Here is a 14,009-nt window from a genome sequence, read left to right as displayed (position 1 = left end):
TCTCCTCAGTCTGCCCGGTGTTCGGGGCCCTCGGCGCCGTCGGCCCGGTCCTTCGGGGTGTCGCCGCCCCGGCGACGTCCGCCGCGCGGTCCCGGCCGGCCCCGGTCGCCGCCGCCCGGTCCGCCCTGAGCGGCGTCGTAGCGGCCGTAGGCGTCGACGATCTGGCCCACCAGCCGGTGCCGGACGACGTCCTCACTGGTCAGTCGGCAGAAGGCGATGTCATCGATATCACGCAGGATGTTCTCGATCGTCCGGAGCCCGCTGGTCTGCCCCCCGGGCAGGTCCACCTGGGTGACGTCACCGGTGACCACGATCTTGGACCCGAAGCCGAGCCGCGTCAGGAACATCTTCATCTGCTCGGGCGAGGTGTTCTGCGCCTCGTCCAGGATGATGAAGGAGTCATTGAGCGTACGTCCACGCATGTACGCCAGGGGGGCGACCTCGATGGTTCCGGCGGCCATCAGCTTGGGGATGGAGTCCGGGTCGAGCATGTCGTGCAGGGCGTCGTAGAGCGGACGCAGGTAGGGGTCGATCTTGTCGTAGAGCGTGCCGGGCAGGAAGCCCAGGCGCTCACCCGCCTCGACGGCGGGCCGCGTCAGGATGATCCGGTTGACCTCCTTGTCCTGGAGGGCCTTCACCGCCTTGGCCATCGCCAGGTAGGTCTTGCCGGTGCCCGCCGGGCCGATGCCGAACACCACGGTGCGCTCGTCGATGATGTCGACGTACCGCTTCTGGTTCAGCGTCTTGGGGCGGATGGTCTTGCCCCGGTTGGACAGGATGTTGGTGGTCAGCACGTCCGCGGGACGTTCCTTGCCCGGTGAGCGCAGCATGTGGATCATGCGCTCGATGGTGTCCGGGGTGACGTGGGTGCCGCTCTTGGCGAGCTCGATCAGCTCCTCCACGAGGCGGACCACCACGGCCGTCTCCTCGGGGGTCCCGCTGATGGTGAACTCGTTGCCGCGGACGTGGATGTCGCTCTTGAAGGACCGCTCCAGCGCGCGGAGGAGCTCGTCCCCCGAGCCCAGCAGGCTGATCATCGTGTGTTCGTCCGGCACCACGACCTTGACCTGGGTCTCCGGGTCCTGGTGCGTGTGAGTTGACTCGGCCATGGTGTGGCCTTGCGGCCGCTGTCCTACCCTTCGGTCACGGCCCCGGGGCCTGGGTCGCCCGGGGTTCCTCGCGGACGGGCCGCACACCGGGTCGGTGTCGAGCACGGTCACCAGGGGTGTGTGGGACAACCGAAGTGGCCGGTGGGGCCCGTCCCCGAGTCTACCAACGAGGGCCCCGCGGGCTCGATGGGATATTTCCGCCCCTACCCGGGGGGCCAGTTCAGGCCGCGACCGCCGAGCACGTGGGCGTGCAGGTGGAAGACGGTCTGCCCGGCCCCGGCGCCGGTGTTGAAGACGATCCGGTAGCCGGAGTCCACCACGTCCTCGGCCTTGGCCACCTCGTGGGCGTCCCTGACCAGGGCGTCCAGCAGTCCGGTGTCGGTGGCGGCGGCCGTGGCCGCGTCCGCGACGTGTTCGCGCGGGACGACCAGGACGTGGGTGGGCGCCTGGGGGTTGATGTCGCGGAACGCGACCGTGCGCTCCCCCTCGCGGACGATGTCCGCGGGGACCTCGCCCTTCACGATCTTGCAGAAGAGGCAGTCGGGGTCGACCATCGCTCGCCTTCCGTCACGCGGCCCGCGCTCGGTGGCGGCGCCGCTTCTCGGGTCATCGGAATTGTCCGGTGCCCATGATGCCGCAGGTGCGCGGAACACCGCAGGTACACGGGGTATGAGGAGATGAACCCTCAACCTTTCCGCAACCCTTCCGATCCACGATCCCCTCCAGCGACCGATCGGGGCGCGGTAGTCTTTGGGCCCGTGCGCGTCAGGCTGTGGACACGCCCGCCGTTCTGCCACGTCCGACGTGTTCGGATCGGAACGCACGTCTACTGGAAATGAAGAGGTATGCCCTTTCGTAAACCCCGCGACAAGGGTGTGCGTCGAACTGATGTGACGACAGAAACCTTGGTGGCCAAAGCCACCACGGCGCCGCTCTCGGTCGAGTGGGACGCTGACCACGCCGTGACGGAGCTCTACCGGGAGCACTACCGTCCGCTCGTTCGGCTCGCCGCCCTGCTCGTGAGGGACCACGCGACCGCCGAGGAGGTCGTCCAGGACGCCTTCGTCGCCATGCACGGTGCCTGGCGGCGCCTCAGGGACCCGAACAAGGCCCTCTCCTACCTCCGCCAGGCAGTCGTGAACAAGGCGAGGTCGGTTCTGCGCCACAGGGCGGTCGTCGAGAAGCACGCCCCGAAGGCCCTGCCCGACGCACCCAGTGCCGAGCACGGGGCGATGAACCTGCTGGAACGCGAGGCGGTCATCACCGCGTTGCGCAAGCTACCCACCCGTCAGCGAGAGGCCATCGTGCTCCGGTACTACGGCGACCTGTCCGAGGCACAGATCGCGGACGCCATGGGCATCAGTCGAGGCGCGGTCAAGAGCCACACCTCGCGTGGCATCTCCTCCCTTCGCTCTGTACTGGAGCAGACGTCATGAGTAGCCCCAACGACAGGAACGAATCGGAGTTCGAGGACCAACTCCGTCAGATACTCCGCGCCGAGGCCGACGAGATGACCCCGTCGGCCGAAGGACTCAACCTCATCCGCGAGCGCACCGAGCACCAACGCGGCTCGGCGTGGTTCGGGCTGCCGTGGCTCCGACCGGTGGCCGCCGTCGCGGCGGCCGTCCTCATCGTCGCGTCGGTGATCATGTCGAGCCCCCAGGTCCGTGAACAGGTCCTGGACATCGTCCCGGCCGGCGCCGACCGCGAGGGCACCCCGCCCGAGGCCCACGCCGACGGCAACGGCGGCGTGGCGGCCCCCGATCCCTCGACCGACTCCACCTCCGGCACCAGCAAGCCGGCGGAGGAGAAGGACCAGGACCCCGAGGGCCCGCCCAGCCCGGACAGCTCGCCCTCCTCCTCCGAGGACGACGGGTTCGAGTCCACCGCCTCGTGCCCGCCCGGCGAGGAGCTCACACCGGTCCCCACGGACGACACTCGTGCGGAGGACGGGAAGAGCAAGGACGAGGAGCGGGACGTCAGGGAGACCTGCGCCCCCACCGACGAACCCAAGGAAGAGCCCACCGACGAGCCCACCAGCCCCGGGAACGGTGGCGACCCCGACCCGGGTGAGGGCACCGAGGACCCCGGCAACGGATCCGGGAGCAACGGTGAGGAGGACGGGGCCAGCGCGAGCTGACCCCCGGCCCCACTCGGACGGACACGACGAAGGGCCCGTGGGAGATCCCACGGGCCCTTCGTCGTGCTCGCGTTCACGGTCGGTGGCGCCGCGCCACCCCGTACCCGCTCACCAGCGTCCCGTACGGGCCTGGAGGACCGACAGCGCGGCCACCCCGGCGGTGGAGGTGCGCAGCACCGAGGGCCCCAGCAGGGTCCGCACCGCCCCGGCCTCGTCGAAGGCGGCCAGTTCGGCCTCGGAGATCCCGCCCTCCGGGCCGACCACCAGGACGATCCCCGTACCGCGGGGCTCCTCCGGGAGGGGCAGCGAGGACAACCGACGCGCCCCCTCCTCGTGCAGGACCGCGCCGAGGTCCGCCCCGGCCAGCAGGGCGGACACCCCCTTGCGGTCCAGCGGCTCGGTGACCTCGGGCGTCCGGGCGCGGCGGGCCTGCTTGGCCGCCTCCCGGGCGCTCGCCCGCCACTTGGCCAGGGCCTTGGCTCCGCGGTCGCCCTTCCACTGCGTGACACAGCGCTCGGCGGACCAGGGCACGACGACGTCGACCCCGGCCTCCGTCATCATCTCGACGGCGAGCTCGCCCCGGTCCCGTTTGGGCAGGGCCTGCACCACGGTGATCCGGGGTCGGGGCTCGGGTTCGCTCCGGCGCTCCACCACACGGCAGACGAGCGCGTCCTTGCCGACGACCTCGTCGACCTCACAGCGCACGCGCAGGCCGAGACCGTCGGACAGGTCGACGGTCTCGCCCTCGCGGATGCGCCGGACCGCCACGGCGTGGCGGCCCTCCGGACCGTCCAGTCGGATCCGGTCGCCCGCCAGCGCGGCGGTCCCGACCAGGAAGACCGGCGGGGTCACTTGGCTCCGAAGGCGTCGCGGATCTTGGAGAAGAAGCCGCCGTGGCCGGGGCTGAAGCGACCCGGGTTCTGGTCCTCCCCGCGCAGTTCGGCGAACTTGCGCAGCAGGGCCTCCTGCTCCTCGTCCAGCTTGCCCGGGGTCTCCACGTCCACACGGATGCGCAGGTCTCCCCGGCCGCCGCCGTCGAGGTGCGTGACACCCTTGCCCGGCAGGGTGATGACGTGGCCCGAGTTGGTGCCCGGACGCAGGTCGATGTTCTCGGTGCCGTCGAGGGTGTCGAACGCGCACGAGGCGCCCAGCGCCGCCGCCGTCATGGGGACGGTGATGGTGCAGTGCAGGTCGTCGCCGCGACGCTCGAAGGTCGGGTGGGGCTTCTGGACGATCTCCAGGATGATGTCGCCGCGCGGTCCGCCGTTGGGGCCGACCTCGCCCTCACCCGCGAGCTGGATGCGGGTGCCGTCGTCGACTCCGGCGGGGATCTTGACGGTGCGGGTGACCTTCTCCCGGACCCGGCCCTCGCCCGCGCAGTCGCCGCAGGGGTTGGTGATGACCGAACCCTGGCCGGAGCACTGCGGGCAGGGACGCGAGGTCATGACCTGCCCGAGGAAGGAGCGCGTGACCTGGGAGACCTCGCCCTGGCCGTGGCACATGTCGCAGGTGGTCCGGTGCGAACCGGCCGCGGTGCCCTCGCCCTGACACGTCTCGCACAGGATCGCGGTCGGGAAGGTGATCTCCCGACTGACCCCGAACGCGGTCTCGACGAGGTCGAGCTCGATGCGGATCTTGATGCTGCGCCCGCGCCGGACCCGTTCCCGGGGGCCGCGGCCGCCGGGCTGTCCACCGCCGAAGAAGGCGTTCATGATGTCGTCGAAGGCGAACCCGCCCGCGTTGCCGAAACCTCCGGCACCGCCGCCGCCACCTGGGGCGAAGGGGTCCTGGCCCATGTCGAACATCCGACGCTTGTTCTCGTCGGAGAGGACCTCGTAGGCCTGGGTCACTTCCTTGAAGCGCTCCTGGGTGGCGGGGTCCGGGTTGATGTCCGGGTGGAGCTCGCGCGCGAGCCGCCGGTACGCCTTCTTGATCTCGTCCTTGGACGCGTCGCGACGCACCCCGAGAACCTGGTAATAGTCTCTGGCCACTGAGTTACTGTCCTGCCAAAATCTGTCCGACATACCGGGCCACCGCACGGACGGCGCCCATCGTCCCTGGGTAGTCCATACGGGTGGGGCCCACCACTCCGATCTTGGCCAGCGACTGGTTTCCCACGCCGTAGTCAGCCGACACGATGGAAGTGGATCGAAGGCCCTCGTGGAAGTTCTCCGCGCCGATGCGCACCGTGAGCATGGAGGGGTCCTTGGCCTCACCGAGGAGTCGTATGAGGACCATGTTCTCCTCCAGCGCCTCGAGCACCTCGCGCAGGCTGGCCGCGAAGTCGACCGCGGCCAGGTTGGCGGTGCCCGCCAGAACGATCTTCTCCTCGTGTCTCTCCACGAGGCTCTCCAGCAGGACGGAGAGGACCGCGACCGCGACGGGCCGGTCCTCCGGTGCGACCTGGGCGGGCAGGTCCTCCACCGCGTCCGGCACGTCACCGAGGTGTCTGCCCGCGATGGCGCGGTTGAGCATGGTGCGCAGGTCGTCCACCACGGTCTCACTGACCGATCCCAGCCCGTCGATGACGCGCTGTTCGACCCGTCCGGTGTCGGTGATGACGACCATCATGATGCGCTGACCGCCGAGCGGCACCAGTTCCACGTGCTGCACCGACGAGCGGGTCAGCGACGGGTACTGGACGATCGCGACCTGCCGGGTGAGCTGCGCGAGCAGACGCACCGTGCGGGCGACGATCTCGTCGAGGTCCACGGCACCACCGAGGAAGGACTCGATGGCGCGCCGTTCGGCCGCCGAGAGCGGCTTGACGGAGGAGAGCCGGTCCACGAAGAGCCGGTACCCCTTGTCGGTGGGCACCCGTCCCGCACTGGTGTGGGGTTGGGCGATGTAGCCGTCCTCCTCGAGGGCGACCATGTCGTTGCGAATGGTCGCCGGGGAGACACCAAGGGGGTGACGGTCCGCCAACGCCCGCGAACCCACGGGTTCGTTGGTGTTGACGAAGTCCTCGACGACCGCACGCAGGACCGCGAGCTTGCGCTCATCCAGCAACTCGCCACCTCCTGGCACTCCAAGGTCCTCAGTGCTAATTCTATGCCCGGCCGCAAACCGGCACGGCTACCCGCACGCGGTAACACGGAGACGGGGGGTGCTTCTTCCCTGACCGAGCCGCGACGTGCGCCACCCGCCAACGGGATTACCGAGTGTGTCACCAGTAGACTGCACCACCGTGGTTACCAAGGGAACCGGCCGTTACGGCCGCGACGTTCTGGCGGGAGACTGGCGACGACCGAGGAAGGGCGCGGTACGCGAGATACCCCTCAGTCGTGACCTGGTCGTGGAGGACGCCGACGAGACCTTCTGCGGCGCGGTGGTGTCCTGGGACAAGGCCGCCGTGACCCTGGAGGACCGGGACGGGCGCCGCAGGGTGTTCGAGCTGGGCCCGGCCGCCTTCCTCGTGGACGGTGCGCCGGTGACGCTGGTGCGTCCGGCGGCGGAGCCCAGGGGCCCGCTGCGCAGCGCCTCGGGATCGATCGCGGTGACCGACGCGCGGGCGCGCACGGCTCGGGAGAGCCGGATCTACGTGGAGGGCGCGCACGACGCCGAGCTGGTGGAGAAGGTCTGGGGCCACGACCTGCGCGTGGAGGGAGTGGCCGTCGAGTTCCTTGAGGGAGTCGACGACCTTCCCGCCGTGGTGGCGGAGTTCGCGCCGGGACCGGGGCGCCGTCTGGGGGTCCTGGTGGACCACCTGGTGCCGGGGTCCAAGGAGAGCCGGATCGCGGAGCGCGTCCGGGGCGCGGACGTCCTCGTGGTCGGCCATCCCTATGTGGACGTGTGGCAGGCGGTGCGCCCGGGCGCGGTGGGAATCGGGGCCTGGCCCGAGATCCCCCGGGGTCAGCCCTGGAAGGAGGGCGTGGTGGACGCCCTGGGGTGGCGGATGGAGACGGGTGAGGCCTGGCGTCGCATCCTCGGCTCGGTCCGTGGCTACGGGGACCTGGAACCCTCCCTGCTGGGGCGGGTGGAGGAGCTCATCGACTTCGTCACGGGCCCGCACGCTCCGTAACACTAGGATTGTCGCGATCACATGGTCTGATGGGACCCTCGGAACGTCGTTCCCCGTCTCCCTCAGGCCTCCCGGCCTCCGGCCCTCCGCGGTCGTCGGTACGGCCCGACTCGTTCGGGCACAGCAAGCGCCCCCAACAGCGGAGTCGAGGAAGAGCATGAGCGAGACCCCGTCCAGCCGTCCGTCGCCGGACGACGCGCAGGGACAGCAGCAGCCGCAGGACCCCGACCAGCAGAGCGGCGCGCGGCCCGCCGGGGAGACGTCGACCGGCGGTCAGCCGCGGGTGCGCCCCGACGCCGAGACGCTGCGGATGAGCGGGGCGCAGCCCGGGTGGGGGCCGTCCGCGGAGCCCGCCCCGCAGCAGCAGGCCGGCGGAGACCAGCCCGCCGGGGAACAGGGCGCGGCGCAGACGCCTCCGTCGCCCGGATGGGGCCCGCCCGGGGTCCAGGCGGCTCCGCCCGCCCACTCCCAGCAGCCCCAGGCGTACGGCCAGCCCCAGGTCCAGGCACCGCAGCCCTCGGAGCAGCCGGGATGGGGGCAGCCGCACCAGCCGCACCAGACCCACACCCAGGCTCAGCAGCCCGGAGGGGTTACGCCCCACGACCAGGGACAGGTCCAGCCGGGTTGGCAGCAGGCCACCGGCGGCCAACCGCAGATCCATCCCCACGGGGCCCAGCAGGGCAGCGGCGCCCAGCCCGGGTGGGGGCAGCCGCAGGCCCAGGACCCGCAGGTCAGCGGAGCTCAGCCCGCGTGGGGACCACCGCACCAGCAGGCACCGGCCCCGTACCCCCAGGCCCAGCCCGGCTGGGAACAGGCGACCGGCGGGCAACCCCAAACCCAGCAGGTCAACGGGGCCCAGGCCGGATGGGGACAACCACAGGCCCAACCCGCCCACCCGCAGGAGCCCCACCTCCAGCCCGGCTGGGAACAGGCGACCGGCGGGCAGCCGCAGGCCCAGCAAACCAGCGGAGCTCAGCCCGCGTGGGGGCAGCCGCAGGCCCAGCAAGCCCACCCCCAGCAGCCCCAGGCGTACGGCCAGCCCCCGCAGGCGCAGCAGCCCGGGTGGGGCCAGGCCCACGAGCAGGGGTCGGCGCAGGTGGGTTGGCAGCAGCACACCGGCGGGCAGCCGCAGGCCCAGCAGCCCGCGTGGGGGCAGCCCCAGGCCCAGACCGGCTGGGGGCAGGCCGCCGGAAGCCAGCCCGAGGCCCCGCAGCAACCCGGGTGGGGAGGACCCCACGAGCAGGCGCAGTCTGGTTGGGCACAGCACACCGGCGGCCAGCCGCGGATCCAGCCCCACGACCAGCAGGTGAGCGGAGCCCAGCCCGCATGGGGGCAGCCGCCGGAACAGGCGTACGGACGGCCCCAGGCGCCCCAGCAGCCGCAGTTCCACCCCGAGGCCAGTTACGGGCAGCAGTTCCAGCAGCCGCAGCAGGCCGCCTACGGCCAGCCCCCGGGCGCGCAGCCCGCCGGTGGCGACAACGACGTCCTGGTCTCGATGCTCGCGCACCTGTCGGGGTTCGTCATCGCGTTCCTCGGCTGGATCCCGCCGCTGGCGATCTACTTCGCCAGGCGCGGGCGGTCACCGTTCATCCGCCACCACGCGTCGGAAGCGGCGAACTTCCAGATCACTATGCTGATCCCGTACGTCCTCGCTGGCGTCGCGTTCTTCGGGTTGGGTATCTTTTTCCCCAGCCTGTCCTGGATCGGCTACCTGCTCATCGCCCTCGTATGGATCGTCTCCATCGTCTTCGGCGTTCTGGGAGCCTCCGGAGCCAACAGGGGAGCCTGGTCCCGCTACCCCGTGAGCATCCGCCTCCTGAAGTAGTCACGCGCGCCCACACACCAAGGAACCACCATGTCGTATCCGAACAACCCGAACCCCCACGATCCCTACGGTCAGGGGGAGTCCGGGGGCTACCCGCCCCCTCCCGGCTACCCGCAGCAGGGTGGTGTCCCCGGTGGTCCTCCCGTTCCGTACAACGGCCCCCAGAGCGGTGGCTACCCGCCGCCGCCCCAGGGCGGCTACCAGCAGCCCGGCGGCTACCCCCAGGGCGGTTACCAGCAGTCGGGCGGCTACCCGCCGCCCCACGGCGGCCCGTACGGCGGCTACCAGCAGCCGGGTGCGCAGGGCTACGGCGCCTACGTGCCGACCCCGGAGGAGCGCAGCTCCGCGAAGCTCGCCCACATCGGCGGCGGCTTCCTCGGCTGGATCCTGCCGCTCATCGTCTACATCTCGAAGAAGGACGAGTCGCCCTACGTCCGTGACCAGGCCGCTCGGGCGCTCAGCTTCCAGCTGGTGATGCTGATCGGTTACATGATCTCGTGGGTCCTCACGATCGTCCTGATCGGCTTCCTCGGGCTGATCGGTCTGGTGATCTTCTCGATCGTCTCCGGTTTCCGCGCGGCGTCGGCGGTGGACCGGGGCGAGTGGGCCCGGTACCCGATGGATGTCACCTGGGTGAAGTAGCCCGTTGATCCACGTGTGAAGGAGGGGCCCGGCATCGTGCCGGGCCCCTCCTTCGTCCGTGTCTCAGGTGAGGTCGCGGACCACGGCGTCCGCGAGCAGGCGGCCCCGCCGGGTCAGCGCGGCCCGCCCCTCGGAGTGCGCTCGCGGGTCGAGGAGTCCTTCACCGACCAGGCGTTCGGCGGCGGCGAGCCCTGCGGTGTCCAGCAGTTCCAGCGGGCAGCCGCCGTCCACGCGCAGCTCCAGCAGGACGCGCTCGAACCGCCGCTCGGCCTCGGTGAGCACCTCGCGGGCCTGGGCTGGGCTGTCTCCGGCCGCCAGACGCGCGGCGTAGGCGGCCGGGTGCTTGACGTTCCACCAGCGGGTCCCGCCCACGTGGCTGTGCGCACCGGGGCCGACGCCCCACCAGTGGCCGCCGGTCCAGTAGAGCATGTTGTGCGCGCTGCGCCCCTCGGTGGTGCGGGCCCAGTTGGACACCTCGTAGGGGCTGTACCCGGCACTGGCCAGGGCCTCGTCGGCCATGAGGTAGCGGTCGGCCATGGCGTCGTCGTCGGGTTCGGTGAGCTCGCCCCGGCGGACGCGGGCGGCCAGCCGGGTGCCGTCCTCCACGATCAGGGAGTAGGCGGAGACGTGGTCGGGCCCGGCGCCGATGGCGGCCTCCAGGGAGGCGGCCCAGTCCTCGTCGCTCTCCCCCGGTGTGCCGTAGATGAGGTCGAGGTTGACGTGCTCGAACCCGGCCTCGCGTGCCCAGGTCACGCACTGTTCGGGGCGGCCGGGGGTGTGGCCGCGCTCCAGGACGCGCAGCACGTGCGGTCGGGCGCTCTGCATGCCGAAGGAGACGCGGGTGAACCCGGCGGCCCTGAGGCGGACGAGGTAGTCGGGGTCGACCGTCTCGGGGTTGGCCTCGGTGGTGATCTCGGCGTCGGGGGTGAGCCCGAAGCGGTCGCGGATCTCACCCAGGACGAGCCCGAGGTCCTCGGGCGAGAGCAGGGTGGGCGTGCCACCGCCCACGAACACGGTGCTGACCGGGGGCCGGTCGCCGGTCAGCACCCGGTCCGCGAGGGCGACCTCGGCGGCCGCCTGCCCGGCGTAGGTCTCACGAGAGGCCGTGGCGGTGCCGTCCCGGGAGACGAGCTCGTCGGCGGTGTAGGTGTTGAAGTCGCAGTAGCCGCAGCGGGTGACGCAGAAGGGCACGTGGACGTAGAACCCGAGCGGGCGCCCGCCGAGCTCGCTGAGTGAGGCGTCGGGGAGCTCCCCGGTTCGGGGCACGGGTTCGCCGTCGAGGGCTACGGATGGCATGTCTCCAGTGTCACCGACCGGACGACGTGCCCTGACACTCCCCGGTCAGACCCCGGGGGTCACGTCCTGGGGGTCGCGGCGCAGTGCGGAGGGGACGTCCAGGCGGCTCCCCGACGCGGGCGGGCCGGGCACCGTGGCGGGGGCCGCCGCCGTGGAGCCGCGCACGACCAGCTCGGGGTCGAAGACGTACTCGGCGTGGGAGACGGAGTGGCCGGCGATCTCGTCGCACAGGGCCCGCACGGCGGCCATGGCCATCGCGTTGACGGGCTGGCGCACGGTGGTCAGCGGGGGGTCCGTGAAGGCGATGAGCTGGGAGTCGTCGTAGCCGACCACGGAGAAGTCCTGGGGGACGCGCAGGCCGTGCTGGCGGGCCGCTCGGATGGCGCCCAGGGCCATGATGTCGGATCCGCAGACCATGGCGGTGACACCGCGTTCGATGAGGCGGCCCGCCGCCGCGTGGCCGCCCTCCACGCCGAAGAGGGAGAGCTGGACGAGGTCGTCGCCGTCCAGGCCGTGCTCGGCCAGGGCCTGGTGGTAGCCCTCCAGCTTGCGGCGGACCGGGACGTAGCGCTCGGGTCCGCTCGTGAAGCCGATGCGGGTGTGGCCGAGGGCGACGAGGTGGTTGACGGCCAGGCGCCCGGCCTCGCGGTCGTCGGCGGAGATGAAGGCCGCCGGGATGGACTCGGTGTAGCCGTTGACCAGCACGATCGGCAGCCGCCGGGAGACCAGGGCCTGGTAGCGCTCGTGTGAGGCGGTGGTGTCGGCGTGCTTGCCGGAGACGAAGAGGATCCCGGAGACGTTGCGCTCCAGGAGGAGTTCCACGTACTCGTCCTCCGATATCCCGCCGGGGGTCTGGGTGCACAGGACCGGGGTGTACCCGCGCTGGGCGAGGGCGCCCTCGGCCGCCTGGGCGAACATCGGGAAGACCGGGTTCTCCAGCTCGGGGATGACCATGCCGACCAGTCCGGCGGAGCGCTGTCGCAGCCGGGCGGGGCGTTCGTATCCGAGCACGTCGAGCGCGGTGAGTACGGCCTTGCGCGTGTCACTGCCGACGCCGGGCTTGTCGTTGAGCACCCGCGAGACGGTGGCCTCGCTGACGCCTGCGTGCCGTGCGATGTCGGCAAGTCGTGGACCCATGCGGGCAACTCTAGTCGAGATTGCCGTCACAAGGACGAAAGTAAACGGTAATCTTGCGCAAGAACTTGCAGCCATGATCCGGAAGGACCCCCACAGATGAAGGACCAGTCGCACTGGTGGCGCGAGGCGGCCATCTACCAGATCTACGTGCGCAGCTTCGCCGACTCCAACGGTGACGGCGAAGGCGACCTCACCGGCATCCGCGAGCGACTCCCCCACCTGGCCGAGCTCGGTGTGGACGCGATCTGGCTGACCCCCTTCTACGTCTCCCCCCTGGCCGACGGGGGCTACGACGTCGCGGACTACCGCGACGTCGACCCCCGGTTCGGCACCCTGGAGGACTTCGACGCGCTCCTGACGGCCGCCCACGACCTGGGCATCCGGATGATCATCGACGTGGTCCCCAACCACTCCTCCTCAGCGCACCGCTGGTTCCGCGAGGCCGTGGCCGCCGAACCCGGCAGTGCCGCGCGCTCCCGGTACGTCTTCCGTGAGGGCCGCGGCCCCGACGGCGCGGAGCCGCCCAACAACTGGAAGTCGATCTTCGGCGGCCCGGCCTGGACCCGTCTCAAGACCGCCGACGGCACCCCCGAGCAGTGGTACCTGCACCTGTTCGACTCCGAGCAGCCCGACTTCGACTGGAACAACCAGGAGGTGCACGACGAGTTCGACGACGTCCTGCGCTTCTGGCTGGACCGCGGGGTGGACGGGTTCCGGATCGACGTCGCGCACGGCATGGTCAAGGACCCCGCGCTGCCCGACATCGACCCGGACGCCAAGGCCGACCTGCTCGACGGCAGCACCTCGCTGCCCTACTTCGACCAGGAGGGCGTCCACGACATCTACCGCCGGTGGTCGCGCATCGCCGCCGAGTACCCGGGCGACCGGACCCTGGTGGCCGAGGCCTGGGTGGAGGACGCCCAGCGGGTGGCCCGCTACCTGCGCCCGGACGAGCTGCACCAGGCGTTCAACTTCGAGTACCTCACCGCGCCGTGGGACGCCGCGCGCCTGCGTGAGGTGATCGACGGTTCCCTGGCGGCCAACGGCGCCGTGGGCGCGACGACCACGTGGGTGCTGTCCAACCACGACGTCAACCGGCACGTGACCCGCTTCGGCGGTGGCGAGCAGGGCCTGCGTCGCGCGCGGGCGGCCACCCTGCTGATGCTGGGCCTGCCCGGTTCGGTCTACCTCTACCAGGGCGAGGAGCTGGGCCTGCCCGAGGTCACCGACCTGCCGGAGGAGTCGCTCCAGGACCCCACCTGGGAGCGCTCGGGCCGGACCGAGCGGGGCCGCGACGGGTGTCGCGTGCCCCTGCCCTGGGAGGGCGACACCGCCCCGTTCGGCTTCGGCCCCGAGGGCAGCACGCCGTGGCTGCCGGTGCCCGAGGCGTGGGCGGGGCTGACCCGCGCGGCTCAGCGCGGCGTGGCGGGCTCGACCCTGGAGCTGTACACCACCGCTCTTCGCCTGCGCCGTGAGCTGGAGGCCCTGGGCGACGGCTCGATGAGCTGGCTGGACGCGCCCGAGGGTGTCCTGTACTTCGAGCGCGAGCCCGGTGTTCGGGTGGCGGTGAACCTGACCGGGGACGTGGTCGAGCTGCCCGCCTCCGGTGAGGTCCTGGTGTCCAGTGGACCCGGCGCCGCGCTGACCGAGGGCACGCTGACCCTGGCCGCCGAGACCTCGGCGTGGCTGCGCGTCTGATCGGGCCGTAGGCCCCGGGGGGGGGGGGGGGGGGGGGGAGGTCGGGGGCCCCCCCCCCCCCCCCCCCCCCCCCCCCCCCCACCCCCCCCCCCCCCCCCCCCCCCCCCCCCCCCCCCACCCCCCCCCCCCCCCCAAACCCCC

The 14,009-nt window shown here is 71.6% G+C and carries 13 protein-coding genes; 6 read left to right on the top strand and 7 right to left on the bottom strand.

Translation table 11 applies throughout. The annotated features are described in order from the left end of the window. Positions 1–5: 5 nt before the first annotated feature. Positions 6–1,109: a PhoH family protein gene (locus ACRWK8_RS26455; protein ID WP_431873182.1), complete on the bottom strand. Its 1,104-nt coding sequence runs from the start codon at positions 1,107–1,109 to the stop codon at positions 6–8. Between the two features lie 203 nt (positions 1,110–1,312). Then, on the bottom strand, positions 1,313–1,663 hold the full coding sequence (locus ACRWK8_RS26450; protein ID WP_378736970.1) for a histidine triad nucleotide-binding protein: 351 nt from the start codon (positions 1,661–1,663) through the stop codon (positions 1,313–1,315). Between the two features lie 351 nt (positions 1,664–2,014). Between ACRWK8_RS26450 and ACRWK8_RS26445 the strand changes: the two genes are divergently transcribed. Continuing rightward, complete coding sequence (locus ACRWK8_RS26445; RefSeq protein ID WP_378737599.1) at positions 2,015–2,545, top strand: SigE family RNA polymerase sigma factor; 531 nt, start codon at positions 2,015–2,017, stop codon at positions 2,543–2,545. Beyond that, entirely contained in the window at positions 2,542–3,249 is a 708-nt protein-coding gene (locus ACRWK8_RS26440; RefSeq protein ID WP_431873181.1) for a hypothetical protein, read from the top strand. The genes ACRWK8_RS26445 and ACRWK8_RS26440 overlap by 4 nt, the downstream gene beginning before the upstream one ends. Before the next feature lie 108 nt (positions 3,250–3,357). Here ACRWK8_RS26440 and ACRWK8_RS26435 read toward each other — a convergent pair whose 3' ends face one another. From ACRWK8_RS26435 to hrcA, 3 genes are read right to left on the bottom strand one after another with little or no spacing between them, the layout of a single operon-like run. Then, positions 3,358–4,101: a 16S rRNA (uracil(1498)-N(3))-methyltransferase gene (locus tag ACRWK8_RS26435; protein WP_378736975.1), complete on the bottom strand. Its 744-nt coding sequence runs from the start codon at positions 4,099–4,101 to the stop codon at positions 3,358–3,360. Beyond that, positions 4,098–5,240, bottom strand: coding sequence for a molecular chaperone DnaJ (gene dnaJ, locus ACRWK8_RS26430; RefSeq protein ID WP_017546304.1), 1,143 nt, complete (start codon positions 5,238–5,240; stop codon positions 4,098–4,100). The genes ACRWK8_RS26435 and dnaJ overlap by 4 nt, the downstream gene beginning before the upstream one ends. Positions 5,241–5,244: 4 nt before the next feature. Further along, positions 5,245–6,258 (bottom strand): heat-inducible transcriptional repressor HrcA, encoded by a 1,014-nt coding sequence (gene hrcA, locus ACRWK8_RS26425; protein ID WP_378736978.1) that lies wholly within the window; start codon positions 6,256–6,258, stop codon positions 5,245–5,247. Positions 6,259–6,436: 178 nt separating this feature from the next. On the opposite strand from hrcA, the gene ACRWK8_RS26420 reads away from it, so the two are divergent. The 3 genes from ACRWK8_RS26420 (at position 6,437) to ACRWK8_RS26410 (ending at position 9,737) form a co-directional block, all read left to right on the top strand. Beyond that, on the top strand, positions 6,437–7,270 hold the full coding sequence (locus ACRWK8_RS26420) for a DUF3097 domain-containing protein (RefSeq protein ID WP_378736980.1): 834 nt from the start codon (positions 6,437–6,439) through the stop codon (positions 7,268–7,270). Positions 7,271–8,765: 1,495 nt separating this feature from the next. Beyond that, entirely contained in the window at positions 8,766–9,095 is a 330-nt protein-coding gene (locus ACRWK8_RS26415) for a DUF4870 domain-containing protein (RefSeq protein ID WP_378737601.1), read from the top strand. Positions 9,096–9,125: 30 nt separating this feature from the next. Continuing rightward, positions 9,126–9,737 (top strand): DUF4870 domain-containing protein, encoded by a 612-nt coding sequence (locus ACRWK8_RS26410; RefSeq protein WP_431873180.1) that lies wholly within the window; start codon positions 9,126–9,128, stop codon positions 9,735–9,737. A 63-nt stretch (positions 9,738–9,800) separates the two neighbouring features. On the opposite strand, the gene hemW is transcribed toward ACRWK8_RS26410, so the two are convergent. After that, positions 9,801–11,033 carry a radical SAM family heme chaperone HemW gene (gene hemW, locus ACRWK8_RS26405; protein ID WP_431873179.1) on the bottom strand — a complete coding sequence of 411 codons (1,233 nt, stop codon included), beginning with the start codon at positions 11,031–11,033 and terminating at the stop codon, positions 9,801–9,803. Positions 11,034–11,078: 45 nt separating this feature from the next. After that, the gene (locus tag ACRWK8_RS26400) at positions 11,079–12,170 is read right to left on the bottom strand and encodes a LacI family DNA-binding transcriptional regulator (RefSeq protein ID WP_431873178.1); all 1,092 of its coding nucleotides are present in this window, start codon (positions 12,168–12,170) and stop codon (positions 11,079–11,081) included. A 96-nt stretch (positions 12,171–12,266) separates the two neighbouring features. On the opposite strand from ACRWK8_RS26400, the gene ACRWK8_RS26395 reads away from it, so the two are divergent. Further along, the gene (locus ACRWK8_RS26395; RefSeq protein WP_378736991.1) at positions 12,267–13,868 is read left to right on the top strand and encodes a glycoside hydrolase family 13 protein; all 1,602 of its coding nucleotides are present in this window, start codon (positions 12,267–12,269) and stop codon (positions 13,866–13,868) included. Positions 13,869–14,009 lie beyond the last annotated feature (141 nt).

This window comes from Nocardiopsis eucommiae, assembly GCF_965344335.1.
In the GTDB taxonomy this organism is placed as follows: domain Bacteria; phylum Actinomycetota; class Actinomycetes; order Streptosporangiales; family Streptosporangiaceae; genus Nocardiopsis; species Nocardiopsis eucommiae.
The sequence above is the reverse complement of the archived record's forward strand: the minus strand, read 5'-3'. Positions and strand labels throughout refer to the sequence as shown.